22 protein-coding genes are annotated in these 25,090 nt (G+C 70.1%); 10 read left to right on the top strand and 12 right to left on the bottom strand.

Annotated elements, in window-relative coordinates; genetic code table 11:
• Positions 1-59: 59 nt before the first annotated feature.
• Together cobF and ACFU5M_RS13225 are read left to right on the top strand one after the other, a co-directional pair.
• Positions 60-803, top strand: a complete 744-nt coding sequence (gene cobF, locus ACFU5M_RS13230) for a precorrin-6A synthase (deacetylating) (RefSeq protein WP_379048507.1) — start codon at positions 60-62, stop codon at positions 801-803.
• A 60-nt stretch (positions 804-863) separates the two neighbouring features.
• Entirely contained in the window at positions 864-1,733 is an 870-nt protein-coding gene (locus tag ACFU5M_RS13225) for an Fpg/Nei family DNA glycosylase (RefSeq protein ID WP_379048505.1), read from the top strand.
• Between the two features lie 9 nt (positions 1,734-1,742).
• Here the strand turns inward: ACFU5M_RS13225 and ACFU5M_RS13220 are convergent, their stop codons facing one another.
• Genes ACFU5M_RS13220 through ACFU5M_RS13205 form a run of 4 tightly spaced genes read right to left on the bottom strand, consistent with a single transcriptional unit; the run spans position 1,743 to position 6,336 of the window.
• On the bottom strand, positions 1,743-3,251 hold the full coding sequence (locus ACFU5M_RS13220; RefSeq protein WP_379048503.1) for a carboxylesterase/lipase family protein: 1,509 nt from the start codon (positions 3,249-3,251) through the stop codon (positions 1,743-1,745).
• A gap of 13 nt (positions 3,252-3,264) precedes the next feature.
• Positions 3,265-4,701 carry a dihydrolipoyl dehydrogenase family protein gene (locus ACFU5M_RS13215; RefSeq protein WP_379048501.1) on the bottom strand — a complete coding sequence of 479 codons (1,437 nt, stop codon included), beginning with the start codon at positions 4,699-4,701 and terminating at the stop codon, positions 3,265-3,267.
• A gap of 8 nt (positions 4,702-4,709) precedes the next feature.
• Positions 4,710-4,955 (bottom strand): DUF2630 family protein, encoded by a 246-nt coding sequence (locus ACFU5M_RS13210; RefSeq protein ID WP_379048499.1) that lies wholly within the window; start codon positions 4,953-4,955, stop codon positions 4,710-4,712.
• A gap of 10 nt (positions 4,956-4,965) precedes the next feature.
• The gene (locus ACFU5M_RS13205) at positions 4,966-6,336 is read right to left on the bottom strand and encodes a PLP-dependent aminotransferase family protein (RefSeq protein ID WP_379048497.1); all 1,371 of its coding nucleotides are present in this window, start codon (positions 6,334-6,336) and stop codon (positions 4,966-4,968) included.
• Positions 6,337-6,418: 82 nt separating this feature from the next.
• Here ACFU5M_RS13205 and ACFU5M_RS13200 point away from each other — a divergent pair, with 82 nt between their 5' ends.
• Positions 6,419-7,093 (top strand): pyridoxamine 5'-phosphate oxidase family protein, encoded by a 675-nt coding sequence (locus tag ACFU5M_RS13200; protein ID WP_379048494.1) that lies wholly within the window; start codon positions 6,419-6,421, stop codon positions 7,091-7,093.
• Between the two features lie 142 nt (positions 7,094-7,235).
• Here the strand turns inward: ACFU5M_RS13200 and ACFU5M_RS13195 are convergent, their stop codons facing one another.
• The 3 genes from ACFU5M_RS13195 to ACFU5M_RS13185 form a co-directional block, all read right to left on the bottom strand.
• Positions 7,236-7,970 carry an MspA family porin gene (locus tag ACFU5M_RS13195; RefSeq protein WP_379048492.1) on the bottom strand — a complete coding sequence of 245 codons (735 nt, stop codon included), beginning with the start codon at positions 7,968-7,970 and terminating at the stop codon, positions 7,236-7,238.
• 374 nt (positions 7,971-8,344) lie between these two features.
• Positions 8,345-9,586: a hypothetical protein gene (locus ACFU5M_RS13190; protein WP_379048490.1), complete on the bottom strand. Its 1,242-nt coding sequence runs from the start codon at positions 9,584-9,586 to the stop codon at positions 8,345-8,347.
• A gap of 5 nt (positions 9,587-9,591) precedes the next feature.
• Entirely contained in the window at positions 9,592-10,365 is a 774-nt protein-coding gene (locus ACFU5M_RS13185) for a crotonase/enoyl-CoA hydratase family protein (RefSeq protein ID WP_379048488.1), read from the bottom strand.
• A gap of 53 nt (positions 10,366-10,418) precedes the next feature.
• Between ACFU5M_RS13185 and ACFU5M_RS13180 the strand changes: the two genes are divergently transcribed.
• On the top strand, positions 10,419-11,069 hold the full coding sequence (locus ACFU5M_RS13180) for a TetR/AcrR family transcriptional regulator (protein WP_379048486.1): 651 nt from the start codon (positions 10,419-10,421) through the stop codon (positions 11,067-11,069).
• Positions 11,056-12,675, top strand: coding sequence for an acyl-CoA dehydrogenase family protein (locus tag ACFU5M_RS13175; RefSeq protein ID WP_379048484.1), 1,620 nt, complete (start codon positions 11,056-11,058; stop codon positions 12,673-12,675). The genes ACFU5M_RS13180 and ACFU5M_RS13175 overlap by 14 nt, the downstream gene beginning before the upstream one ends.
• A 256-nt stretch (positions 12,676-12,931) precedes the next feature.
• On the opposite strand, the gene ACFU5M_RS13170 is transcribed toward ACFU5M_RS13175, so the two are convergent.
• Positions 12,932-13,333, bottom strand: a complete 402-nt coding sequence (locus tag ACFU5M_RS13170) for a nuclear transport factor 2 family protein (protein WP_379048482.1) — start codon at positions 13,331-13,333, stop codon at positions 12,932-12,934.
• Between the two features lie 71 nt (positions 13,334-13,404).
• On the opposite strand from ACFU5M_RS13170, the gene ACFU5M_RS13165 reads away from it, so the two are divergent.
• Both ACFU5M_RS13165 and ACFU5M_RS13160 read left to right on the top strand, forming a co-directional pair.
• Positions 13,405-14,322 carry a LysR family transcriptional regulator gene (locus tag ACFU5M_RS13165; RefSeq protein ID WP_379048480.1) on the top strand — a complete coding sequence of 306 codons (918 nt, stop codon included), beginning with the start codon at positions 13,405-13,407 and terminating at the stop codon, positions 14,320-14,322.
• 195 nt (positions 14,323-14,517) lie between these two features.
• The gene (locus ACFU5M_RS13160; protein WP_379048478.1) at positions 14,518-15,222 is read left to right on the top strand and encodes a nucleoside/nucleotide kinase family protein; all 705 of its coding nucleotides are present in this window, start codon (positions 14,518-14,520) and stop codon (positions 15,220-15,222) included.
• Here the strand turns inward: ACFU5M_RS13160 and ACFU5M_RS13155 are convergent.
• From ACFU5M_RS13155 to pgi, 3 genes are all read right to left on the bottom strand, one after another.
• Positions 15,209-16,105, bottom strand: a complete 897-nt coding sequence (locus ACFU5M_RS13155) for an RNA polymerase sigma-70 factor (protein WP_379048476.1) — start codon at positions 16,103-16,105, stop codon at positions 15,209-15,211. The genes ACFU5M_RS13160 and ACFU5M_RS13155 overlap by 14 nt on opposite strands.
• 242 nt (positions 16,106-16,347) lie before the next feature.
• The gene (locus tag ACFU5M_RS13150) at positions 16,348-17,535 is read right to left on the bottom strand and encodes an NAD(P)/FAD-dependent oxidoreductase (protein WP_379048474.1); all 1,188 of its coding nucleotides are present in this window, start codon (positions 17,533-17,535) and stop codon (positions 16,348-16,350) included.
• A 290-nt stretch (positions 17,536-17,825) separates the two neighbouring features.
• Positions 17,826-19,463: a glucose-6-phosphate isomerase gene (gene pgi, locus ACFU5M_RS13145; protein ID WP_379048472.1), complete on the bottom strand. Its 1,638-nt coding sequence runs from the start codon at positions 19,461-19,463 to the stop codon at positions 17,826-17,828.
• A 113-nt stretch (positions 19,464-19,576) separates the two neighbouring features.
• Here pgi and ACFU5M_RS13140 point away from each other — a divergent pair, with 113 nt between their 5' ends.
• The gene (locus ACFU5M_RS13140; RefSeq protein WP_379048470.1) at positions 19,577-21,034 is read left to right on the top strand and encodes an NAD-dependent succinate-semialdehyde dehydrogenase; all 1,458 of its coding nucleotides are present in this window, start codon (positions 19,577-19,579) and stop codon (positions 21,032-21,034) included.
• A 219-nt stretch (positions 21,035-21,253) separates the two neighbouring features.
• Here the strand turns inward: ACFU5M_RS13140 and ACFU5M_RS13135 are convergent, their stop codons facing one another.
• Positions 21,254-21,547 carry a chorismate mutase gene (locus ACFU5M_RS13135; protein WP_062977356.1) on the bottom strand — a complete coding sequence of 98 codons (294 nt, stop codon included), beginning with the start codon at positions 21,545-21,547 and terminating at the stop codon, positions 21,254-21,256.
• A gap of 385 nt (positions 21,548-21,932) precedes the next feature.
• Between ACFU5M_RS13135 and pcrA the strand changes: the two genes are divergently transcribed.
• Positions 21,933-24,518: a DNA helicase PcrA gene (gene pcrA / locus ACFU5M_RS13130; protein WP_379048468.1), complete on the top strand. Its 2,586-nt coding sequence runs from the start codon at positions 21,933-21,935 to the stop codon at positions 24,516-24,518.
• Between the two features lie 75 nt (positions 24,519-24,593).
• On the top strand, positions 24,594-25,019 hold the full coding sequence (locus ACFU5M_RS13125) for a hypothetical protein (RefSeq protein WP_379048466.1): 426 nt from the start codon (positions 24,594-24,596) through the stop codon (positions 25,017-25,019).
• The last annotated feature ends 71 nt before the right edge of the window (positions 25,020-25,090 follow it).

Raw genomic sequence — 25,090 nt, 5'->3', positions numbered from 1 at the left:
CGCGTCCTCGGCAACGCCTGGCGACTGTGGGCTTCCGCCCGCCTGGCAAGCTCGAGCCCATGCGCAAGCTCTACGTGATCGGCATCGGCGCCGGTGATCCCGACCAGGTCACCGTGCAGGCGATCAAGGCGATGCGGCAGGTCGAGACGTTCTTCGTGATCGGCAAGGGCGAGGCGAAACAGGAACTGGTCGACGTGCGCACGGCGATCCTGGACGCGCACACCGACCGGACCTACCGGATCGTCCCCATCGCCGATCCACCGCGCGACCGCACGCCCGCCGACTATGTGGACGTGGTCGACGACTGGCACGATCGCCGGTCGGCGCTGCTGGAATCGGCGTTCGCCGCGGCAGGCGGCACCGGCGGCATCCTGGTCTGGGGTGATCCCGCGCTGTACGACAGCACGCTGCGGATGGTCGAGCGGGTGCTCGCCCGTGGCGTGGTGCGCTTCGAATACGAGGTGATTCCCGGTATCACCAGCGCGCAGGCGCTGGCCGCGCGCCATCGCGTCGTGCTGCACGGCATCGGCGAACCGGTGCGCATCACCACCGGCCGCCGCCTGCGGGAGGAGGGCCTCGGCACCGAGAACGCGCTGGTGATGCTGGACGGTGACTGCTCGTTCACCGCGATTGCGGACGCGGACGTGCACATCTGGTGGGGCGCTTACCTCGGTATGCCGGACGAGACGCTGATCGAGGGGCCGCTGCCCTCGGTGCGGGAGGAGATCGTCCGCCGCCGCGCCGAGCTGCGCGAGCGCAAGGGCTGGATCATGGACATCTACCTGCTACGCCGCGACGGGTGAACCGCTGGCTCCCGCGCGAGAACCGGCGGGTTGTCGGTGGGCCTGGGTAGTCTGGTCCCCGTGCCAGAGCTACCGGAAGTGGAGGCGTTGGCTCAGTTCCTCCGGGAGCATGCGGTCGGCGCGGTGATCGGCCGCGTCGACGTGGCCGCGCTCAGCGCCGTGAAGACCTTCGAGCCACCGATCACCGCACTATCCGGTCGCGACGTCACCGGCGCGGGGCGTTGGGGCAAATTCCTCGGGATGGAATGCGACGGGCTGTGGCTCGTCACGCATTTGTCGCGCGGTGGATGGCTGCGCTGGATCGACGAACCGAGCCCGACGCCACCCAAACCGGGCGGCAAGAGCCCGCTGGCGCTGCGGGTGCATTTCTTCACCCCCGAAGGAGCGACGCCCGCCTTCGACCTCACCGAGGCGGGCACGAAGAAGCGGCTCGCGGCGTATGTCGTGGCGGACCCGAAGGCGGTGCCCGGCATCGCCCGGCTCGGTCCCGACGCGCTGGAGGTCACCGAGGCCCAGTTCGCCGACATCCTGCACGGCACCTCGCAGCGGATCAAGACCGCGATCGTGGACCAGGCACTGCTGGCGGGCGTGGGCAACGCCTACTCCGACGAGATCCTGCACGCCGCGCGGATCTCGCCGTTCGCGAACACGAAGACCCTGCCCGCGGACAAGGTGGCCGAGCTCTACAGCACGATGCGCGCGGTGCTCACCGACGCGGTGCGGCGCTCGGTCGGCCAGGACGCCGCCCGCCTCAAGGGCGAGAAGCGTTCCGGCATGCGGGTGCACGCCCGGACCGGGCAGCCGTGCCCGGTCTGCGGCGACACGGTCCGCGAGGTCTCCTACGCGGAGCGGTCCTTCCAGTACTGCCCCACCTGTCAGACCGGCGGCAAGATCCTCGCGGACCGGCGGATGTCGCGCCTGCTGAAGTAGCGGCCCGGCTCAGGTCAGCGTGGGGACCCGCACGCCCTGCCAAGCGAGTCGTTTCGTCCGGTCCGGGTCGTGCTCCACGCGCGTGGGGTAGTCGATGATCAACGTGGACCTGCGGGCCTCCGTGTAGGCGGGCCAGGAGGGCAGCGGCGCGCCGGTGCGAGCGAAAGCCAGCCAGTTGTCCTGGAACTGGTCGGTGACCGCTCGCATTCCGCGCCGCCCGCCCGCGGCGGTGAAGGCTCGGCCGACCGGAGTGTCGCCGATGCCGAAGACCGGGATGAGATCGGTCGCGTGCGTGGCGCCGAGCCCGGACAGGTGCAGGGCCCGCGGGGCGAAGTCGTAGCGGTAGGCGTAGGTCGGCGCGTGCTTGCTGTGCCCTTCCATGACGGTCACCGAAGGACGCCAGAAGGTGTAGTCACCACCGGCCCGGATTGTGGCCTTCGGCTGGGGATAACCGGGATAGGCCGCGGCGATCCGGGATTCGGCCTCGGTGGAGCGCCCGAGCGCGGAGCGCAGCCGGTCCGCGGTGGTCGGCAGTTCGTCGGCGAACCGGGCGAAGAGCGTGCCCTCGTCCCGATTCGTGCCGATGATCAGCGGCACCCGGTGCGCGGAGCCGTCGGCGATCGCCTCGACCGGGGACACCGGCAGGAACTTCCCGTCCACGACCGGGCAGACCGGAAAGGCACCCGGTTGTTCCCGCACCACCTGACCGATGACGCGATCGACGGCGCGGCGGATGTCGTTGGCGCCCGCGGTGCGCAGTGTGGTGTGCGCGGTGTCCGGGGTGGCGCCCAGCGCGGCGACACAACGGCGCGCGAAGCCGCGGGCCTCCTCGGGCGTGATCGCCCAGTCGGCGGGCGGGCTCTGCGCAATGGCCCGATGGAACAATCCCCCGGCCGCCGGGGTGGCCAGCAGACCGAGCACGGCGTGCGCGCCGGCCGACTCGCCGAAGATCGTCACGTTGCCGGGGTCGCCGCCGAAGGCCGCGATATTGGTGCGCACCCACTCCAGCGCGGCGAGCTGATCACGCAATCCGAGGTTGGAGTCGAAGGGATGCTCCGCGGTGCCGAACTCGCTGAAATCGACATAGCCGAACGCGCCCAACCGGTAGTTCAGCGAGACGACCACCACGTCGCCGCGCAGCGCCAGCCGCGCGCCGGAGTACAGCCCGAGCGCGGAGGTCCCGATGAGGTAGCCGCCGCCGTGGATGAAGACCAGCACCGGACGTGGGCCCGCCGCAGGCGTCGCGGGCACCGTGACATTCAGTGTCAGCGCGTCCTCGCTGGTCGCCTGGTAAGCGCGTGGCCCGATCCGCGCCCCGGAGCGGTGCTGCATCGCCGCGGAGGTGAAATCCGTCGCCGCCCGAACGCCGGACCACGGTTCGACCGGCTGTGGAGCGCGGAACCGCAGGTCCCCGATCGGAGGAGCCGCGTAGGGAATGGACCGCCAGCGCAGTACGCGGCGGCCCCGGCGGCCGCGGACGATTCCGTCGGCGGTCGCGATATCCGTTGTTGCCACCATCTTCGCATGGTAGCTACGAGCGCCGCGCCTCCAACAGGCGCAGCCAGAACTCGCTGATCGCCGGGAAGGCAGGCACCGCGTGCCAGAGGGTGGACAGCGGCACCCGGCCGACCACCGCGATCGTCGCCGCGTGCAATTGCTCGCCCACCTCGGGGCCGACGAAGGTGGCCCCGAGCAGCGTGTCGGTGGCGCTGTCGATCACCAGCTTCGCGTGACCGGCGTAATCGTCGCGCGAGAGCGCCGATCCGGCCACCGCGATGTCCGATTCGACGGTCTCGACCGCGTGACCGGCTTCCCTGGCCGCGGCTTCGGTCAGGCCGACGGAGGCGACCTCCGGGGCGGTGAACACCACCTGCGGCACCTTGCCGTGATCGGAGCTCGCGACGAAACGCGGGTCGTCCAGCGGTTTTCCCGCTGCGCGCGCCGCAATCACGTCGCCGCACACCCGGCCCTGGTATTTGCCCATATGCGTGAGCGCGGCGCGGTGGTTGAGGTCGCCCACCACGTACAGCCACTCGCCGTCGACGTCGCGGGCGGTGAGGTGGTCGTCCACCGCGACGTATCCGCCGGGCAGCCCGACCGCGTCCAGGCCGAGGCCCTCGGTGGCGGGCGCGCGTCCGGCCGCCACCACGATCTCGTCCACTTCGAGCGCCGACTCGCCTTCGGGACCGCGCAACCGGACCGTGGCCGGGCCGCCGTGGATCCACCCCTCACCGGTGTCCTTCGAGGCCGGGCGCTCCACGGCGACGGGCTGGGTGCCGAACCGCACCCGCACGCCTGCCTCGGTCAGCGCCCCCGCGACCAGGTCGCGGGCGAACGGCTCGGCCGCGGCCAGCAGCGCCGAGCCGCGCACCAGGAGGGTGACCTCGGCTCCGAGCGCGGCCAGCCACGTCGCCGCCTCGGCGGCCACCACGCCGCCGCCGACGACGACGATCCGGCGCGGGACCTCGTGCAGGTTGGTGACGTCGCGGGACGTCCACGGCAGCGCGGCACGCATGCCGGGCACGTCGGGGACATTCGCGGTGGTGCCGGTGGCCAGCACCACGGCCTGCCGGGCGCGCAACTGCCGCCCGCCGACCTCGACCGTGCGCGCGCCGCTGAGGCGGCCGGTGCCGCGCACGATGTCTATGCGGTTGCGTTCGGCCCATTCGACCTGGGAGGAATCGTCGTGGTCGTGCACGAAGGCGTCGCGCCGCCGCAGCACCGCCTCGACGTCGAGACCGGTGGCCGAAACGCCCGGCATCGCCCGCGCCGCCGCCAGGACATGACCCGGCCGCAACAGCGCTTTGCTCGGCACGCAGGCCCAGTAGGAACATTCGCCGCCGACGAGTTCCCGCTCCACGATGGCGGCCGTGCGGTCGCTGCCCGTGACGGCGTAGGCGGCGGCGTTCTCGCCCGCGGGTCCGCCACCGATCACGATGACGTCGTAGTCGGTCGTTGTACTCGACATCGCCGCGCCTACTGCAGGTAGCCCTCGACCTGCGAAACCGTATTGGCCCGGACACCGTCCGGCGACTCGCCCTGCTCGGTCCGGGCCCGGCGATGGCGGAGCAGATCCCAGGCCTGGTCCAGCATCACTTCGAGTTCGGCCAGGCGCTGGCGCTCGGTCTTGGGGTCCAATTCGCCGCGGGTGGCCTGCGAGCGCAGCTGGTGCTCCTGGTCGACCAGTTCCTTGATGCGCGCCAAGATGTCCTGTTCGCTCATGCGGACCATGCTACGGCCGGGCGAGGCATTCCGCGGCCATCGGGACGGCCGCGGCGAGCTGCGGCCAGGGCAACGCCGTGTAGCCGAGCGCGATGCCGAAGTGATCACGGCGGGATCCGAGGTAATACCTGGACAGGCCGTCGAGCGCGACGCCGCGCGCCTGCCCCGCCGCGATCACGCGACGTTCCGCTTCGGCCGACGCCACCGGCACGACGACGTGTGACCCGGCGTCGTCGCCGAGCACGTCGACGCCGCGGCGGCGTAGTTCGGCCACCACCAGCGCCCGGCGCGGTGGCAACGCGCGGCGCAGCCTGCGCAGGTGCCTGGCCAGATCACCGTGCGCCGCGAAGGCGGCCAGCACGCGCTGGCCCGCCGGGCTCGGGCCGGTGCCGGTGCGCTCCCGGTGGGCGAGCACGGCCTCGGCGATCTGCGGAGCGGCGAGCAACCAGCCGACCCCGAGGCTGGGGGACAGGATCTTGCTCGTCGTGCCCAGGTGGACTACCACGTCGGGAGCCATGGTGGCCAGTAGTGGCAGTGGCGCGGTGTCGTAGCGCAATTCTCCGTCGTAGTCGTCTTCGATGACGAAGATCCCGGCGGAGCGCGCGTGCTCGACCAGCTCGACCCGCCGCGCCGCGGGCATCCGCGCGCCGAGCGGAAACTGGTGCGCCGGCGTGCAATACACCGCCTTGATCCGGGTGGGTAGCAGATCGACGCGGAGGCCGTGCGCGTCCACGGGGACCGGGACGACGTCGAGGCCTGCCGCGGCGAAGGCCCCCGCGGCGCGCTGATAGCCCGGGTCCTCCATGGCGACGGCATCGCCCGGTCGCAGCAGCGCCGCGGCCAACTCGCTCACCGCGGAGCTGGTCCCCGCGGTGGCGAGCAGCACGGTGTCGCTGCCCGCCCCGATCCCGCGGTGACGCAGCAGATGCTCGGTGACCGCCGTGCGGAACTCCGGCTCGCCCGCGCGGTCCTTGCGCACGAGCGGGGAGTGATCCGCGGCGGCGCGCCAGGCTCGGCGCCACGCGGCCGGGTCGATGGCGTCGACACACGGCGCTCCCGGGGCGAGATCGAACAGCCGCGGTGCGGCGCCCGGGTGGTGGACGGAATCGCCGCGCGCGGGTGCGGCGGCGGGTGCGGTCGTCAGGTAGGTGCCGGAGCCGCGTCTGCCGCTGATCCAGCCTTCGGCGTGCAATTGGTCGTAGGCGGCGGCGACCACCGTCCGGCTGACGCCGAGCCGCCCGGCCAGCGCGCGGGTGGACGGCAGCCGGTCGCCGCCGCGCAGCGGTCCACCGGTCGCGGCTCGGCGCAGTTGTTCGGCGATCTGCGCCGCCAGCGGCTGCGCCAGGCCGCGGTCGAGATCGAGGGGAAGGTCCTCCAGCACGGGTCTGCTCCTCGAAGTGGACTGCTGAAAATCATTCTAATTGGCACTTTGATGATGCCATTCGCAGCCCGATGCTGAGTCCATGACCGAAACAGCCGCCCCACGTAAGCCGCTCTCCCCGACGCCACGCAGCACGCCGACCCGGTTGACCGACCGCGCCCGGACCGATCGCGCCGACTTGGACGCGGTGCTCGACGCCGGGCTGATCTGCCACTTCGGTGTGCTGCTCGGCGGCACGCCGGTCGTGCTGCCGACCGCCTACGGCCGCGACGGCGACACGCTCTACCTGCACGGCTCGACCGGCGCGGGAAACATGCGCGCGGCCGTGGCGGGTGACATCTCGGTTGCGGTGACCTTGGTGGACGGCGTCGTCTACGCGCGTTCGGCCATGCACTTCTCGATGAACTATCGCTGCGCGGTCGTGCTCGGCCGCGCTCGCGAGGTGACCGGCCACGACGAACGTCTGCACGGTCTGCGCGTGATCGTCGAACACGCCGCGCCCGGTGCGTGGTCGCGCGTGCGGCCGCCGAGCAAGAAGGAACTCGCGGCCACGAAGGTGCTCGCCCTCGACCTCACCGAGGCGTCGGTCAAGATCCGCGAAGGCGGCCCCGAGGACGACGAGTCCGACATCGAGACAGGCGGCGTCTGGGCGGGCGTCCTTCCCCTGCGTCAGATGTGGGACGCCCCGGTCGACTCCCCGGACCTCGCTCCCGGCATCACCGTCCCCGCCGATGTCCACCAGCGCGCCGGCTTCTGAGCGCACTCCCGTACTTCGCACCGTCGGCCTGCTCCCGCACACCGGCCACAGCGGTGCGAAGTACGAATCGGCGGGCGCGAAGTCACACGCGCCCAGCGGAACTCGAAATACATTGTGCTGAACTATGTGCTGCGCAAGCGGTTCAGAACATGAACTGGGGTCCGTAGCCCGTCGTTTGCGCGATACCGCTGGTTGCCTCGACGCGGACGGTGACGAATGGCATCGCGGAAGCGGGGGAGAGGCATCCGCTGACATTCAACGGGGTATTGGTGTGCGCGAAAGTGAACGGGAACGTGGACTCCCTGTCCAGTTCACCCTCGGCGATCACCGCCGCGGTCACGCTGCCCGGCGCCAGATTCACGGTGATCTCACCGCCGAGTTCGCCGTTGACGCCGAAGGTGGTGTCCGCGCCGATGGCAATGGTGGGTGCGACGATGACCGGCAGTTCTTCGAGCATCCCCTTCTCGTTGAATCCCCCGAAATCGATCCCACCCAGCTCGATGACGATCCCGGGCGTGAATTCGACACCGGCGCCGACGGCCCCGGCGATGGACACCGAGATGCCGTCGGAAATGTCTACCGCGCAGCCGATCAGATATCCGGCGACGATCCGCCCGCGACGGAGTGCCGCGGCGCCGTCGGAAACCACCGAGAAGTCCCCGGACACCCGGACCGCGTGCGCGAACGGAATTCCCAATGCGACATCCCCGCTGGGTACGACATTGTTGTAGTCCACCGACGCGATCAAATGCAGCCCGCCGGCGCCGACCACCCCTGGCTCGGCTCCCGCCACGGTATCGGAACTGGTGAAAGAGCAGGTAGCGGCCACGACTACCGCGATGATCGCGGCGAGCGTACGTGAATGCTTGCGGTTCATCATGCTCCAGTCGAGTATCGATCGAATCGGAACTTCGTACGCAAACGGACTCACCCGGCAAATGGCTCGTCGCGAACTCCATTCGGCGTTCGCGGCAAGGAAAACTGTATCGGGCGGCGTTGCTCGGATCGGTGATCGCGCCGACACGGCGAGTCGGCCGACGAGACCGGCCAGCAGTCTCGTCGGCACCGACCGAATTGCCGGAATCAGCCGGCATTCATCGATTTCATATCAGATCCGAGTCGCCGACGCCGGACTCGACGCGGTCGAGCATTTGGTTGCGGCGGCTCAGTTGCGCGGCTCGTCGAGCCGCCGATGACCGCGGTCCGCCTGCTGCGCTGAAGAGGGTAGTCGACCGAGCCCTTCGCGCGGATTCACCACGCGTAAGCGCGCAGGCCCGCGGAACTGACCGCGCGCATCGCCGACTCGCGCAACGCGTCGGCCGACTCGATCCGCGCCGGATCGAGGCTCACCAGGCTGAGCACGTAGTCGTCGCCGATTCGGCACAGATAGCCCGAGAGCCTGGTACGCGGCAGCCGTCCGGGGGTCAGGCCCGGATGTATCGCGCGGGCGGCGACGCCGGTGCAGCGATGCGGGCCGAGCGCGCGCAAGGAGGCGGGCAACGTTCCGATGTTCGAGCACAGGATGTCCAGTTCGCCCGCGCCTTTGGACAGCGCGTACGCCCAGCGGTCCGGGATCACTTGGAGCAGCTCTTCGGGCATACCGCTCGGCGCGGACATGTGGCGCTCGTAGGCGGAACGGGCCAGCGTGCGGATCGTCGCCGGAGTATCGGCGGGGGTGATCGCGACGCGGGTCATGGCGAGGTCGTTGTCCACGCGAGGTTCGTCGCGGGTGTCGACGGGCAGGCTGGCTTCGATCGTGCCGCCGGGAAATCCGCTGTCCCAGAGAATGGTCGCTACGAGGTGGATGAACAGGCTGTTGGCCGTGCCGCCCGCGCGCTCGGCGACGCGGTCCCACTCCACGGCCGGGCATTGCAGGATCGCGCTGTGCGTCGCGCGGTCCGTCTCGCGCGGCTGCTCGTCCCGGCTCGCGGTCGCGGGCTGCCGCGGTATCCCGTGCCGCAGCGCCGCCGCGGTACCACGCAGGACGATCGACCACTGACGCCGGGCATCGGACCAATCCGATTCTGGCGCATGAGTTCCCGGCGGGCGAACCCGAGCGCCGCCCAGCGCGTCGTCCACGGCGAGCACCAGCGCCCGTCCGTCGGCCAGCGCGTGCGAGCAGGTGAGGGAGACGACCGAGCCGCCGTCCTCCAGTGCCGCCGCCGAAAGCCGCCAGCCGACACCGAATTCCGGATCGAGCCCGGCGCCCTGCGCGTCGGCCCAGTCGAGCAGTCCCGCGACCGGGACAACGCCCTCGGCGCGGAGGATCGGATCCGCACGGACATTCGGTCGCCAGGCCCGTCGAGCGCCCGGCACGCGCGAGCGAATCACTCTGCGCCCCAACGGTCCCGAGCGCAGGGCCGCGTGTACCCGTACCAGTAACGCCGGGTCGACCCGGTCGGCCGTCCGCCACAGCCCTTGCAGCGCGATCGGGGTGCCGAGCCCGCGATGGCTGCGCAGAAAGATCTCGTCGATGACGCTCAGGCGGCCCATCGGGCTCAAGCGTGAGCGCCGTGCCGGCCCGCGCCCGACGCGAAGCGCTGAGCCCCGTCCAGCGCGCCGCCGGCCAGTGCCGTCAGGCCGTGGCGGAACTCGTTGCGCAGAGCCGACTCCTCGGTCATCCCGTCCTGCTCGAGCAGCGACATCCGGTCCGAGCGCAGGCAGGTCTGCGGCAGCGCGGCCAGTTCCGCGGCCATGGCCTCCGCGGCGTGGCGGGCTTCGCCGGTGGGCACCACGCGGTTCACCAACCCCATCTGCAGCGCCTCCTCGGCGCCGACCGCGCGTCCGGTGAGCACCAGATCCATGGCTCGGCCCGCACCCACGATCCGCGGCAGCCGGATGGTGCCGCCGTCGATCAGCGGAACGCCCCAGCGGCGGCAGAAGACACCGAAGGTGCTGTCCTGCTCGGCGACCCGCAGGTCGCACCACAGCGCGAGTTCCAGACCACCGGCCACCGCGAAGCCGGAGACCGCGGCGATCACCGGCTTGGACAGTCGCATCCGGGTCGGTCCCATCGGGCCGTCACCGTCCTCGGCGGCGTGGTTGGAGCGCTCGGTGCCGAGCGCCTTGAGGTCGGCGCCCGCGCAGAACGTGCCGCCGTCGCCCCACAGCACCGCGACCGCCGCATCAGGGTCGGCGTCGAATTCACGAAAGGCGTCGGCCAGCGCGGCGGCGGTCGGCCCGTCCACCGCGTTGCGCGCCTCGGGCCGGTGCAGGATCACGGTGGTCACGGGGCCATTGCGTTCGACGAGTACGGTCACGCGCTCGACCATACGCCGTAAAAGCACCCTTGCGTGAAGAAATGAATTCGTGCTTCACTTCTTGGGTGGCCTACCGCAGAACCCCCGCCGTGCAAGCCCGCTTGGACGCTCAAGCGGGGCTGATCGTGCAGGCCGCCACCAAGGTGCTGTCTCGCGGCGGATACGCCGCGCTGTCCATGGCGGCGGTCGCGGCCGAGGCGGGCGTGGCCACCGGCACCGTCTACAAGAATTTCGACGGCAAGTCCGCCTTGGTGCGCGCGGTGTTCCGGAAAGTGGTCGCCCGCGAGGTCGCCGCCGTGGCCGAGGCGGGTGCGCGCGGAACGGCCGTCGAGCGGGTGACCGCGGCGGTGGAGACCTTCGCGAGCCGCGCGCTGAAGAATCCGAACCTGGCCTACGTGCTGCTCGCCGAGCCGGTCGACGCGGCCGTGGACAGCGAACGCCTGCGTTTCCGGCGCGCGTTCGCCGAGACCTTCGAATCGGCGGTGCACGAAGGTATCTCGCGGGGTGAACTGCCCCCGCAGGAGCCGAGGATCAGCGCGGCCGCACTGGTCGGCGCGATCGGCGAGGTGCTGGTCGGCCCGCTCGCCGACGCGCCACACGGCGAATCCGTGGTCCCCGAACTCACCGCTTTCGCGATCCGCGCGCTGGGCGTGCGCGACGACCCGGGCCCGGGTGGCGCCCGGCTGGAAACAGGAGTGTCAGATGCAGACGCATGAAGTCTTCAACCAGGTGCCCGACATCGCGCCCTTCGACGCCTCACGCAACCCGGCGCTGTTGGAGGGCCTGCACCGGGAAGGCGCGGGCTGGGCCGAAGCCGAGGTACGGGAACTGGGCGTGCTCGCCGGCGGCGCGCAGGCGCAGGAGTGGGGCAGGCTGGCCAACGAATACCCGCCGGTGCTGCGGACCCACGACCGCTACGGCAACCGCATCGATGAGGTCGAGTTCCACCCGCACTGGCACGACCTGATGCGCGTCGCCGTCGAGCACGGCCTGCACGGCGCACCGTGGCTGGACGACCGCCCGGGGGCGCACGTGGCGCGCGCGGCGAAGTTCTACACCTGGGGCGTCGCCGACGCCGGCCACATGTGCCCGATCTCCATGACCTACGCGGTGGTTCCCGCGTTGCGGCACAACCGGGAACTGTCGGCGAGATTCGAACCGCTGCTCGGCTCCCGGGTCTACGACTACAGGCTGCGCGAGCCGTCTGCCAAGGCCGGGCTCATCGCGGGCATGTCGATGACCGAGAAGCAGGGCGGCTCGGACGTCCGCGCGAACACCACCACCGCGACGCCGCAGCCGGACGGCACGTACCGGATCGTCGGGCACAAGTGGTTCACCTCCGCACCGATGTCGGACATGTTCCTCACCCTGGCACAGGCCCCGGGCGGCCTGTCCTGCTTCTTGCTGCCCCGGGTGCTGCCCGACGGCGCCCGCAACCCCATCCGCATCCAGCGGCTCAAGGACAAGCTGGGCAACAAGTCCAACGCGTCGTCGGAGATCGAGTACGAGAACGCGGTCGGCTGGCTGGTCGGCGCGGAGGGCGCCGGCGTCAAGACCATCATCGAGATGGTGAACATGACCCGGCTGGACTGCGTGATCGGCTCGGCCACCGGCATACGCGCGGGCGCGGTGTACGCGGTGCACCACGCCAGGCACCGCAAGGCGTTCGGGGCCGAGCTGATCGACCAGCCCGCCATGCGCAATGTGCTGGCCGATCTGGTGATCGAGTCCGACGCCGCGACCACCGTGATGATGCGGCTGGCCGGCGCCACCGATCGGGCGGGCCGCGATCCGGCCGAGGCGGCGCTGCGGCGCATCGCACTGGCGATCACCAAGTACTGGGTGTGCAAGCGTGCGCCCGCGCACGCGGCCGAGGCGCTGGAATGCCTGGGCGGCAACGGATATGCCGAGGAATCCGGCATGCCGCGGCTCTACCGGGAGGCGCCGCTGATGTCCATCTGGGAGGGGTCGGGCAACGTCGCCGCGCTGGACGCGTTACGCGCCATGGGGCGTCAGCCGGAGACGGTCGAGGCGTACTTCGACGAAGTGTCGCTCGCCAGGGGCGCGAACCCGCGCTTGGACGACGCGATCGCCCGGGTCGGCAAGGAATTGTCGGATCTCGACGACATCGAATACCGCGCCAGGCGCGTCGTCGAGCTGATGGCGCTCGTGCTCCAAGGCGCTCAACTGGTTCGCCACGGTCACCCCGCCGTCGCCGACGCCTTCTGCGCCACCCGGCTCGGTGACGACTGGGGCATCGCGTTCGGCACGCTGCCCACCGGAGTCGACACCGGCGCGATCATCGAGCGCGCGTTCGTCTGAGGCCCCTGCGCCCCCTGACTCGGTTCGGGGCCACCGGCGGCGCGGCGTCGTAGCCGAGATTCGGCTCCGCGCTGTACGGCAGTGATCCGCGCCGGCCATGTCGACCGTCATCCCGGCCGAGCTGGATCGTCTGCCCTGGTCGCGACGGCATCGGATGATCGTGATCGCCATCGTCTGCGGCGGGGCCGCGAGGCGGCTTGTCCGGACCGGGCGTCAGCGGTGCGCGGCCGCCCGCTCACGCACAGCGGTGCCGGTATCAGGCGGGTCGGGTCAGCACGCGTTCGACCAACGCGGTGTCGCAGTACTCGACCACTTCGCGCAACATCCCGTCGGCGACCCGGAAGACGAAGCAGTAGGTCTGGTCGTAGGTCTCCCCGCGCGTGGTCACGGCCTCGGCGCGGGCCCGCACGACGACGTTGTCGTCCTCGGCGACGATCGACTCGGCGGCGTTGCGGTACGTGGTGAACTGAGCCATCAGTGGCCGCAGGAGTTGCTCCAGCACCGCGGTTTTCGGTTCCCAAGTGCCGCTCCAGGACCAATCGCCGGGGAACACCCAGCGGAAGTCGTCGGCCATGGCGTCGCTCAGCGCGCGGGTATTGCCGAGGGACATCTGCTCGAAGATGTCCGCGAGCAGCTTCTTGTTCTCGATCGCACTCATGACCACGACGCTAGGCCCGCCCTACCCATGCGACAAGCGATTGTCTCGCATATCTGGTATGAGCATCACGCATGGATGATTTCACCGTGACCGGTCTGCGCGTGGTCCGGGAGGCCGCCGCCTGCGGGTCCTTCTCCACCGCGGCGGAGAACCTCGGCTACACCCAGTCCGCGGTGTCCCGGCAGATCGCGCTCATGGAACGGGCGGCAGGTCGGGCGCTGTTCGAGCGGCACGCCCGTGGCGTACAGCCCACCGAGGCGGGACGCGTCGTGCTGCGCCACGCGGACGTGATACTCGGCGAGCTGGAGCAGGCCCGCCACGACATCCGCCATCTCGCGGCGCGCCCAGCGGGACGCCTGCGCATCGGCGCGTTCTCGACCGCCATGGCCGCCCTGGTGCCCCGCGCGATCGCCGCCACCGCGGCCCGCGACCGGCAGCTGCGGATCTCGTTGCGCGAAGGGCTCGGCCCCAGGCTGCTCACCGCCGTCGCACGAGGACGCATCGACCTCGCCGTGGTGACCCTGCCCGACACTCTGCCCTCCGGCGTCGAGATCGAGTCATTGGTGGACGATCCGCTGCTCGTCGCGGTCGCGTGCACGCATCCGCTCGCGGGTGCCGCCAGCGCGACGCCCGATCTGCTGCGCGACCAACGATGGATCGCGGGCAGCCAGGAGCCGTCCGCCACCCTCCTCGGTGCGTGGCGCGACCCGGGCTGGGAGCCGGAGATCGCGTTCGTCGCGCGTGACTGGTTCGCCAAGCTCGGCCTCGTCGCGGCCGGACTGGGCGTGACGGTGGTTCCCGGCATCGCCGTCCCCGTACTGCCGCCGACCATCGCGCTGCTGCGGATCGATCATCCGGCCGCGGTACGGCGCACCGTCCTCGCGCATCGCGGCGTCACCGGGCCTGGCGGGATGTTCGCCGAGGCGCTGCGCGACCAGGCGGCCGAGCTGTCCGCCCAGGTGCGTAGGCGCCTTCGCGATGGTGCCTGATCGCCGGTAGCGCTGTTTCGCGCGGCGACACAGCGCGGCCACGCGAAACTCCACTCCGAGACCGCCCGCTGCATGGTCGAAGTTCGTGTGGAGGCGTTCTGTGGACGGGTGTGGACACCTGCGGCGGGCGGTATCCATGGGAGGACATCGGCGACGGCGGTTACGAGCGTGGGATGCGCCGGTAGTGTGGCGGCGGTGGCAGGGGAGTTCGTCGAAAGACCGTTGAGCTGGTTGGTCCGGCGGGTGCGGGAGCGGGCCGGGCGGGGACGGTATCTGCTGGGCATCGCGGGGCCGCCGGGCGCGGGGAAGTCCACGTTGTCGGCCGCGTTGCGCGACGCGATCAACAGCGAGGCGAGCGGCATGATCGCCGAGATCGCGCCCATGGACGGATTCCACCTGGGCAACGACCTCCTCCGGGCGACGGAAAGCATTGCGCGCAAGGGGGAGCCGGACACCTTCGATGTCGACGGTTACGTCTCGGGGCTGCGACGCCTGCGGACCACACCGGTGGGCGAGCCGGTGCCCTGGCCCACGTTCGACCGGTCCATCGACGCCCCGGTGCCCGGCGGCATCGTGTTCGACCGGCAGTCCATCGTCCTGACCGAGGGCAACTATCTGCTGCTCGACGACTTCGGCACGCGGCGGTGGTCGGAGGTTCGCGCACTCCTGGACGAATGCTGGTACCTGGACGCGGCGCGCGAGGTGATCGAGGATCGCCTGCTGGCCAGGCACATTCGCGGTGGTTGCACGCCCACGGCAGCGCGCGACAAGGTGCGTGCCAGTGACTTGCGCAACGCGGATCTCGTCGCGACCACGAGGCAGCGGGCCGACCTGGTGCTGCGCGGGAACGCGGGAAGCTACTCGGTGGCCGTTGCGCCACCGGGATTCAGCGCAGGGTGAGCGAGGTCTCGGACTCGACGCGCGTCAGCTTCTCGGGGTTGCGTATGTAGTAGAGACCGGTGATGCGGCCGTCCTCGACACGGGCCGCCATGACACCGTCGATCTCGCCGTTCAGGCGCAAGAGCAGCGCCGGGCCGCCGTTGACCACGCTCGGGCCGACGGTGAGCGTGGCATCGAGTTTGCGCAGGCCGACCGTGACGAAGCGGACCACCTTGTCGGCGCCGACGACCGGCCGCAGCGCGGCCTGCTTGACGCCGCCGCCGTCGCTGACCACGACGACGTCGGGAGCGAGCAGGTCCAGCAGGCCTTGCAGATCCCTGGTCTCCAGCGCCCGCTGGAACGACTCCAGAACCGCCTGGGTCTCCCGTACGGAGACCACCGAGCGAGGGCGGCGGGCATCGACGTGCTTGCGGGCGCGGTGCGCGATCTGCCGGACGGCCGCCGGAGTCTTGTCGACGGCGGCCGCGATTTCGTCGTAGCCGATGTCGAAGGCCTCGCGCAGCACGAAGACGGCGCGCTCGGTCGGCGAGAGTGTCTCGAGCACGAGCATCAGCGCCATCGACATGCTCTCGGCGAGCTCGACGTCCTCGGCCACGTCCGGCGCGGTGAGCAGTGGCTCGGGCAGCCAGGGACCGACGTAGGCCTCCTTGCGGCGTTTCAACGTGCGCAACCGGTTGAGCGACTGCCGGGTCGTGATCCGGACCAGATAGGCGCGCTCGTCGCGCACCTGCTCCGAGTCGACCTCGACCCACCGCAACCAGGTCTCCTGCAAGACATCCTCGGCGTCGGCCGCGGAACCCAGCATCTCGTACGCGACGGTGAACAGCAGGTTACGGTGGGCGACGAATGCCTCGGTCGCCCGGTCGGTGGCGTGGTCGCTCATCGCTCGCCTCTCTCGTTCACGGCCGGTCCCGGCTGTCGGCCACCATCGTGTGTCGCCGCCACGACCAGGTCCTGTTCATCGGTAGCCCTTCGATCCGGTCCATCTGTGCGATCGTCACACGCCGAGGCGACGACATCGGTGCCCGCGCAGCGTATGCGCACGGCGGAGTCCCGCGAGAGCACCACCCCACGACTCGGTCCGGATTCGCGGTTGGTCGACGGCGTCGGCATCGGTCGCCTCGCTCAGCGAATGGTCGAGACTTCGCATCGCTCGGCCCGGAGCAGTTCCCTGCGCTTGTCGTTCTCGAACCCCCAAGCGAACGACCCGGGCTTACGTGCCTCGTTCGCCAGCTCATCGACGACTTTCGCGCAGGCGAACTCCTTGATCTTCGCGGCCAGGCGACCGCCGAGGTAGAACCTGTTCGCGATGTCGTCCCTGGAGGCGACCTGCACGGTGGCGGCGCGCCGGCCCAGGCCGATGCACTGGCCGAAGAAACCCACGTCGATGGCCGCGGGCCGCGCACCCGAGATCCGGGCCAGCACCGTGTCGGCTGCGTGCGCGCCCAGCGGACGCGCGGTCTGGCAGCTCATTCGCAACGGCAGATCCGACGGGGCCGCCGAATCCCCGGCCGCGACGATGCGCTCGTCGTCCACACTCGTCAACGTCTCATCGGTGCGCAGGCGGCCCACGGCGTCGGTGCTCAGGCCACTGCGGGCGGCCAGATCCGGAACGCCGAATCCGGCGGTCCAGATGGTCACCGTGCTGCACAACTTGTGGCCGCCTGCGAGCCGCACGGCATCGCGGGTCACGGCTGTCACCTTGCTCTCGGGACCTTCGAGCACGGTCACACCGAGTTTCGCCAGCCGCTTGGCGACCGAGCGCCGACCCCTGGGGTGCAGGTACGGGCCGAGCGCCCCGCCGCACAGCAGCGTGACCCGGCGGCCCTGCTCCGCCAGTTCGGCGGCCGTCTCGATACCGGTCGCTCCGGCTCCTACGATCGTCACCGCGGCCGTCGCGGGCACGGCGTCGAGGACCGGCCGCAGCCGCTGCGCCGCCTCCCAAGTGGCGACCGGGTAGGCGAAGTCGGCAGCTCCGGGCACACCCGAGTCGGCGCTGTCGCTGCCCACCGCATAGACCAGATAGTCGTAGCCGACCGTGCCGCCGGACGCCAGTACCACGCGACGCTGGGCCGCTTCGATCCGTGTCGCGGTGTCGACCACCAGCCGGACGCGCTCGCTCAGGATCTTCCGGTAGTCGACGACCGCCTCGTGGGATCCGCCCACCAGCTGATGCAGGCGGATTCGCTCGATGAAACTCGGGCGCGGATTGATCAGGAGGACTGTGACGTCGGCACGCTGCGTCAGGCGGTTGGCGGCCATGACGCCGGCGTATCCGCCGCCGACCACGACAACATCGGTGTTCCGAGTCATGGTGTCTCCTTCGCTTCGAGGGGTCGGCAACAAGACACCACGGGAGCGGTCGGCGTGACATCCTGTGATGCGGATCACTGTGCTGACGGGGCTCGGTCCGAAGCGTGCCGCTCGCCGACCCCCGCTCGCGGCATCGGCGAAGACGGACCACGCGTCGTTCCGCGCGTCTTCGACCTGGCCGTCATCGGCACCTTGATCGCCATCTCCACGTCGCACATCGCCCGGCAACTCCACGAGGCCCGGCGCGACCACCCACCCGCCGGGACGGCTCGGCCCGGCGGGCGATGAGATCAGCGGTGCGCGCGGTACCAGCGAATGAGCGAGTCAGTCGACGAATCACCTTGTGGCCGCGGATCTTCGGTCGCCGTGAGCAGCGGGGCCAAGGCGAGCGCCTGCTGCTTGCCCAGCTCGACACCCCACTGGTCGAAACTGTCGATGCCCCAGATGGTGCCCTCCACGAAGACCTGGTGTTCGTAGAGCGCGATGAGCTGACCGACGACCGACGGGGTGAGCCGCGGCGCGAGAATGGTGGTGGAGGGACGGTTGCCCGGCATCACCTTGTGCGGCACGATCTCGGGATCGGTTCCTTCGGCCGCGATCTCCTCGGCGGTCTTGCCGAACGCGAGCACCTTGGTCTGCGCGAACAGGTTGCTCATCAGGATGTCGTGCATGCTGCCGGTGCCGTCGCTGGTCGCCAGATCGTCGGTGGGCTGCGCGAATCCGATGAAATCGGCCGGAATGAGCCGGGTGCCCTGGTGCAGCATTTGGTAGAAGGCGTGCTGGCCGTTGGTGCCCGGTTCGCCCCAGAAGATCTCGCCGGTGGAGGTGGTGACGGGGGTGCCGTCGGCGCGAACGGATTTCCCGTTGGACTCCATGGTCAGTTGCTGAAGGTATGCGGGGAAGCGGGCCAGATCATTCGAATAGGGCAGCACGGCATGAGATTCCGCGCCGAAGAAGTTGGAGTACCAGACGCCGAGCAGGCCGAGCAGTACCGGAGCGTTCGCTTCCAGCGGCGCCTCGGCGAAATGCCGGTCCACGGCGTGCATGCCTGCGAGGAATTCCGCGAAGCGCTCCTTGCCGATGGTCGCCATCACCGACAGGCCGATCGCCGAGGCCACCGAGTACCGGCCGCCGACCCAATCCCAGAAACCGAACATGTTCTCGGTGTCGATACCGAACTTCGCGACCCGCTCGGCATTGGTGGACACCGCGACGAAATGCTTGGCCACCGCGTCCTCGCCGAGCGCGGCGACCAGCCAGCGCCGGGCCGCGGTCGCGTTGGTGAGCGTCTCCAGGGTGGAGAAGGTCTTGGACGCGACGATGAACAGCGTGGTGGCCGGATCGAGCCCGTCCAGCTTCGCGACCAGATCGGCGGGATCGACGTTCGAGACGAATCTCGCGCCGACGCCCGCGTCCTCGTAGTGCCGCAGCGCCTGATGCACCATGACCGGTCCCAGATCCGACCCGCCGATACCGATGTTGACCACCGTCGTGATGCGCTCGCCGGTCGCCCCGCGCCACGCGCCGGAGCGCAACGCGTCGGTGAACTCGCCCATCCGCCGTAGCACCCGGTGCACCTCGTCGCCAGCGTCGGCGCCGTCGACGATCATCGTCTCGCCCTTGGGCAACCGCAGTGCGATGTGGCCGACCGCGCGGTCCTCGGAGGTGTTGATGTGCGCACCCCGGTACATGGCGTCACGCCGCTCGGGCACGCCCGCCTCGCGCGCCAATTCCACCAGCAGATGCAAGGTTTCCCGGTTCACGCGGTGCTTGCTGTAGTCGATGTGCAGATCCGCCACCTGAACGGTCAGCTCGCTGCCCCTGGCCGGATCGTCGGCGAAGAACTCCCTGAGGTGTCGCCCCGCGACGCTGCCGTGGTGATCGTGCAGTTTCCGCCATGCCGCCGTCGCGGTGATGTCGCTGCTCACGTTCGCCGAGAGTACAAGCAGGCACCGCCGGGCGCACGGTGCGTGTGCGGAGAGTCGGCCGGACCTGCGCACGTTCCCGGATTTGCTTGCGCCGGGAGGCATAGGCTGGCGTCATGGTGTCCGAACGTGAACTTCTCGAATCCGTACCGACGCAGTTGTGGATCGCGGGGCGGCCCGTCGACGCCACCGGCGCGGGCACCTTCCCGGTGCACAATCCGGCGACCGGCGAGGTGCTGACGCAGGTCGCGGACGCGACTCCGGAGGACGCGATGCGCGCGCTCGACGCGGCCGTCGCGGCGCAGGAAGGGTGGGCGGCCACGCCCGCCCGCGAGCGCGGTGAGGTATTGCGCGAGGTGTTCGAACAGATCACCGCCCGCGCGGAGGAATTCGCCCTGCTGATGACCCTGGAAATGGGCAAGGCGCTGCCGGAGAGCCGCAACGAGGTGCGTTACGGCGCCGAGTTCTTCCGCTGGTTCAGCGAGGAGGCCGCCCGGGTGCACGGGCGCTATCTGCACGCGCCGTCCGGCACCGGCCGGATCATGGTGCACAAGCAACCGGTCGGCCCATGCCTGGCGATCACACCGTGGAACTTCCCGCTCGCGATGGGCACCCGCAAGATCGGCCCCGCGCTGGCCGCGGGCTGCACGATGATCGTCAAGCCCGCCTCGGCGACGCCGCTGACCATGCTCCTGCTGGCCAAGCTGTGCAGCGAGGCGGGATTGCCCGACGGCGTGCTGTCGGTGCTCACCTCCAGCCACTCCGGCGCGGTCACCCAGCCGCTGCTCGACGATCCCCGGCTGCGCAAGCTCACCTTCACCGGCTCCACCGAGGTGGGCAAGAAGCTGGTGCAGAAATCCGCGAACCGGCTGCTGCGCACCTCGATGGAACTCGGTGGGAACGCGCCGTTCGTGGTGTTCGACGACGCAGATGTCGATGCCGCCGTACAGGGCGCGATGCTGGCGAAACTGCGTAACGGCGGCGAGGCGTGCACCGCCGCCAACCGCTTTCATGTGCACAACAGCGTGCTCGAGGAATTCACCACCAAGCTGGTCGAGGCGATGGAGAGCAGCGTGCGGCTCGGGCCGGGCGCCGACCCGGACACGACGCTCGGTCCGCTGATCAACGAGGAGCAATTGCGCACGGTCGGTGAACTCGTGGACGACGCCGTCGCGAAGGGCGCGCGGGTAGTGATCGGCGGCAAGGCGCCCGGCGGGCCCGGCTGGTTCTACCCGGCCACCGTGCTGCGCGACATCCCGCCGCAAGCCAGGATCCTGCGCGAGGAGGTCTTCGGTCCGGTCGCCCCCATCGTGGGCTTCGAGACCGAGGCCGAGGGGCTCGCCGCCGCCAACGACACCGAATTCGGTCTGGTCAGCTACGTCTACACCCGCGACCTCGACCGCGCGCTGCGGATCGCCGAGGGCCTGGAATCGGGCATGGTGGGCGTCAACCGCGGCGTCATCTCCGATCCCGCCGCCCCCTTCGGCGGTGTCAAGCAGTCCGGCTTCGGCCGGGAGGGCGGAACCGAGGGAATCGAAGAGTACTTGTCCACCAAGTACATCGCCCTCACCTGAGCGGAAGCCGCCCGGGCAGCGCGAGCTCGCAGTCCGGGCGGGACTCGACCTGCGTTCGACAAGGCGTCGAACTCCGCTTCCGTCGCCCGCGCCGCGCCGAGTTGCTCGACGGCCCCGCTCGGGTGATCTCCGCGGACATGAAAAGACCGCCCCGGGGTGGTGGGCACCCGGGGCGGCCAGGGAAGCGACGGTCTCGCGAGCGCGCCGCGTGCTCTACGGTCAGTGGCCGAGACGACCGCGGCCGAGGCGAAGCAGCAGCATGGCGAGGGTGTGGCCTTCCTGGCCGAGCTCGCTGAAACGCTCCAGCACCTTCATCTCGCGACTGTGCACAAGGCGCGGCCCGCCCGACGCCATGCGCGTGCGGCCGATGATCCGGGAGATCTCCGTCCGGCGCTTGATCGCGGCGAGGATCTCCGCATCGAGACGGTCGATCTCCTTGCGGAGCTTGTCGATCTCGGCCTCGGTCTGCGGCAGTGCGGATTCGGACCCGGTCGTCGTGGCTGGGGTGCTCATCATTCATCTCCTCGTGTCAGAACATCGATCGGCGCGTCCTCGCGGCTCGTTACCGGTCAGTTCTTTCACCGTGAAACAGACCTGGTGGGGCCTCGTATTGTCCCCCCAGAAAGGTGTGCTCAGGTACAGGCTCCGCGATCCCGGCGTTCGGCTGGCAGCCGAATCGGATGTCTTGCGAAAGCGCTGAGCATGTCGCCAGTGTGCCACGGGCTGGGGGGTATGCAAAACATATACGTTTGGGAATCGCGCGAGAGTCGCAGGTTGTTTCGTCCGCGCTTCCCATCAGCGGGAGTTCACCCGCCGTTCAGCCGTCCGGCGCTGAACCGATACCGATCTCACCCGGGGCTTCGTCTCTGTCGGTGGCCGCCGGTAGCGTGGATGGACGATGGACATCACGGTGGCTCCCAAGACGCAGGCCGGTCGGATCGTGCACCCGGATCCGGCATCGAAACCGCAGTTCGCCGGCGGTACGGCGGCGGAGGGGTCGCAGCCTGCCACCGCCGGCGAAGCGCCGCCGACCGACGCGGAGCGCGAGCGGCAGCGCGCCGAGCGCGAACAGCGGCGCGCCGAGGAGGCCGAGCGCCTGCTCGACGGCCTGAATCCGCAGCAGCGCGCGGCGGTCGTGCACACCGGATCTCCGCTGCTCATCGTGGCGGGCGCGGGCTCGGGCAAGACGGCGGTGCTCACTCGCCGCATCGCCTACCTGCTGGCCGCGCGCGGCGTCACGCCGGGCCAGGTGCTGGCCATCACGTTCACCAACAAGGCCGCCGCCGAGATGCGGGAGCGGGTGACCGGACTGGTCGGCCCGCGGGCGAACACCATGTGGGTGTCGACGTTCCACTCCAGTTGTGTCCGCATCCTGCGCACCCAGGCGGCGCTGCTGCCCGGGCTGAACTCGAATTTCTCGATCTACGACGCGGACGATTCGCGGCGCCTGCTCACCATGATCAGCCGCGACCTCGACATCGACACCAAGAAGTACTCGGCGCGCCTGCTCGCGACGGCGATCTCGAATCTGAAGAACGAACTCATCGATCCGGCCCGCGCCACCGCCGACGCGGAATCCGACGACACCGAGCTGCCCGGCCTGGTCGCCCGGGTCTACACCGAATATCAGCGCAGGCTGCGCTCGGCGAACGCGCTGGACTTCGACGACCTCATCGGCGAGACGGTGGCGCTGCTACAGCATCACCCGCAGGTCGCCGAGTACTACCGCCGCCGGTTCCGGCACGTGCTGGTGGACGAGTACCAGGACACCAACCACGCGCAGTACGTCCTGGTCCGCGAGCTTGTCGGCCATCACGTGGAAGACGGCGCCGAGGATCGGGTCCCGCCGAGCGAACTGTGCGTGGTCGGTGACGCCGACCAGTCCATCTACGCCTTCCGCGGCGCGACGATCCGCAACATCGAGGAGTTCGAGCGCGACTTCCCCGACGCGGAAACCATTCTGCTGGAGCAGAACTATCGCTCCACCCAGCACATCCTCTCCGCCGCCAACGCGGTGATCTCGCGCAACGAGAACCGGCGCGAGAAGAAGCTGTGGACCGATTCCGGCGAGGGCGATCTGATCACCGGCTACGTCGCCGACAACGAGCACGACGAGGCGTCGTTCGTCGCACGCGAGATCGACCGGCTCGTCGACCAGGGCGAGGCGAACTACGGCGATGTCGCCGTGTTCTACCGCACCAACAACAACTCCCGTGCGCTGGAAGAGATCTTCATCCGGATGGGCCTGCCCTACAAGGTGGTCGGCGGCGTCCGCTTCTACGAGCGCAAAGAGGTGCGCGACATCGTCGCCTACCTGCGGGTGCTGGAGAACCCCGAGGACGCGGTGAGCATGCGCCGCATCCTGAACACGCCGCGCCGCGGCATCGGCGACCGGGCCGAAGCCTGCGTGGCGGTTCATGCCGAACAGCGCGGGATCGGTTTCGCCGCCGCGCTGCGCGACGCCGCCGAAGGCAAGGTGGCGCTGCTGAACACACGCGCGCAGCGTGCCATCGCGGGCTTCCTCGATCTGCTCGACGACATCCGGGCCGCGGGCGAACGAGCGGAGTCCGACTTCCCCGACGTGGGCAATGTCGTCGAAGCTGTGCTCGAGCGCACGGGTTACCGCGCCGAGCTGGAGGCCTCCGACGACCCGCAGGACGGTGCCCGGCTGGACAACCTCAACGAGTTGGTCAGCGTCGCGCGAGAGTTCAGTTCCGAGGCGCAGAACAACGCGGAGGCGGCGCGTCAGGAGGGGCTGTTGCCGGAGGCGGGCGAAGGCGAGCCGGATCCCGGCTCGCTCGCCGCGTTCCTGGAGCGGGTGTCGTTGGTGGCGGACACCGACCAGATTCCGGACGAGGGCTCCGGCGTCGTCACGATGATGACGCTGCACACCGCCAAAGGCCTGGAATTCCCGGTGGTGTTCGTGACCGGTTGGGAGGACGGGCAGTTCCCGCACATGCGGGCACTCGGCGATCCGGCCGAGCTGGCCGAGGAACGCCGCCTCGCCTACGTCGGCATCACCAGGGCCCGGCAGCGCTTGTACCTGACGCGGGCGGTGGTGCGTTCCGGCTGGGGGCAGCCGGTGTCGAACCCGGAATCGCGATTCCTGCAGGAGATTCCCGGCCACCTCATGGACTGGCGCCGGCTCGAGCCCGCCGGATCGCCCGGAACGAGGGGGCTGCGGCGGCGCGGCGGTGAGGACGACGGGCTGGAACGGGATTGGACGCGCGGTGACGGGTGGTCGGAGCCACGGCCCGGTCTGCGCGATCGCGGCCCGCGCAGGCCCGCTCCCGGCGGCGCGACGCGTAACAACACGAATTTGGTACTCGCCGTGGGCGATCGGGTCAGCGACGACAAGTACGGTCTCGGCCGGGTGATCGCCGCCGAGGGCTTCGGGCCACTGGCCACGGTGACCATCGACTTCGGCACCGCGGGCAAGATCCGGTTGATCCCGCAGTACAGCCGGACGTTGGTCAAGCTCTGAGCTCTCGGGCCGGTCCGCGCGGCAGGGTCATCGGACTCTGCCGCGCGGACGCGGTCCACCGGTAAGGTCCGCGACATGAACACGGTCGCGCAGCACATCCTGTGGTTTCTGCCCATGTTGTGGCTCGGCATGGTGCTGGCCATCTCGTTCCTGGAAGCGCCGCTGAAGTTCCGCGCGCCCGGGATCACGCTGCCGCTGGGGCTCGGCATCGGCCGCTTGGTGTTCCGTGCGCTGAACATCGCCGAGACCGTGCTCGCCGCGCTGCTGGTGCTCGCCGTGTTGATCGTGGGCCCCGGCGCGGCGACCTGGCTGTGTCTGGGCGTGGTTGTGGTGTTGCTGGCCGTCCAGATCCTCGCGGTGCGCCCGCCGCTGTCCCGCCGCGCCGATCGGGTGCTGGCAGGCGAGGATCTGCCGCGCTCGCACGCGCACTACTGGTACATCGGCCTGGAGGTCGCCAAGGTCGTCGCGTTGCTCGGTCTGGCGATCGCGGCGGCACCCTAGGCGAAGAGTGCGGACCGCAGTTACAACATCTGCGTGATTTCGTGTCGGTTCTCCGTCATCGACGAGACCTC

It is taken from the genome of Nocardia sp. NPDC057455, assembly GCF_042802775.1.
GTDB lineage: Bacteria > Actinomycetota > Actinomycetes > Mycobacteriales > Mycobacteriaceae > Nocardia.
The sequence above is the reverse complement of the archived record's forward strand: the minus strand, read 5'-3'. Positions and strand labels throughout refer to the sequence as shown.

Bases quoted from the DNA above. Each gene is read 5' to 3' on its own strand.
- cobF (WP_379048507.1), top strand. From the start codon at position 60: ATGCGCAAGCTCTACGTGATCGGCATCGGCGCCGGTGATCCCGACCAG.
- ACFU5M_RS13220 (WP_379048503.1), bottom strand. From the start codon at position 3,251: ATGGTGGCAACAACGGATATCGCGACCGCCGACGGAATCGTCCGCGGC.
- ACFU5M_RS13215 (WP_379048501.1), bottom strand. From the start codon at position 4,701: ATGTCGAGTACAACGACCGACTACGACGTCATCGTGATCGGTGGCGGA.
- ACFU5M_RS13210 (WP_379048499.1), bottom strand. From the start codon at position 4,955: ATGAGCGAACAGGACATCTTGGCGCGCATCAAGGAACTGGTCGACCAG.
- ACFU5M_RS13200 (WP_379048494.1), top strand. From the start codon at position 6,419: ATGACCGAAACAGCCGCCCCACGTAAGCCGCTCTCCCCGACGCCACGC.
- ACFU5M_RS13195 (WP_379048492.1), bottom strand. From the start codon at position 7,970: ATGAACCGCAAGCATTCACGTACGCTCGCCGCGATCATCGCGGTAGTC.
- ACFU5M_RS13190 (WP_379048490.1), bottom strand. From the start codon at position 9,586: ATGGGCCGCCTGAGCGTCATCGACGAGATCTTTCTGCGCAGCCATCGC.
- ACFU5M_RS13185 (WP_379048488.1), bottom strand. From the start codon at position 10,365: ATGGTCGAGCGCGTGACCGTACTCGTCGAACGCAATGGCCCCGTGACC.
- ACFU5M_RS13175 (WP_379048484.1), top strand. From the start codon at position 11,056: ATGCAGACGCATGAAGTCTTCAACCAGGTGCCCGACATCGCGCCCTTC.
- ACFU5M_RS13170 (WP_379048482.1), bottom strand. From the start codon at position 13,333: ATGAGTGCGATCGAGAACAAGAAGCTGCTCGCGGACATCTTCGAGCAG.
- ACFU5M_RS13165 (WP_379048480.1), top strand. From the start codon at position 13,405: ATGGATGATTTCACCGTGACCGGTCTGCGCGTGGTCCGGGAGGCCGCC.
- ACFU5M_RS13155 (WP_379048476.1), bottom strand. From the start codon at position 16,105: ATGAGCGACCACGCCACCGACCGGGCGACCGAGGCATTCGTCGCCCAC.
- ACFU5M_RS13150 (WP_379048474.1), bottom strand. From the start codon at position 17,535: ATGACTCGGAACACCGATGTTGTCGTGGTCGGCGGCGGATACGCCGGC.
- ACFU5M_RS13140 (WP_379048470.1), top strand. From the start codon at position 19,577: ATGGTGTCCGAACGTGAACTTCTCGAATCCGTACCGACGCAGTTGTGG.
- ACFU5M_RS13135 (WP_062977356.1), bottom strand. From the start codon at position 21,547: ATGAGCACCCCAGCCACGACGACCGGGTCCGAATCCGCACTGCCGCAG.
- pcrA (WP_379048468.1), top strand. From the start codon at position 21,933: ATGGACATCACGGTGGCTCCCAAGACGCAGGCCGGTCGGATCGTGCAC.
- ACFU5M_RS13125 (WP_379048466.1), top strand. From the start codon at position 24,594: ATGAACACGGTCGCGCAGCACATCCTGTGGTTTCTGCCCATGTTGTGG.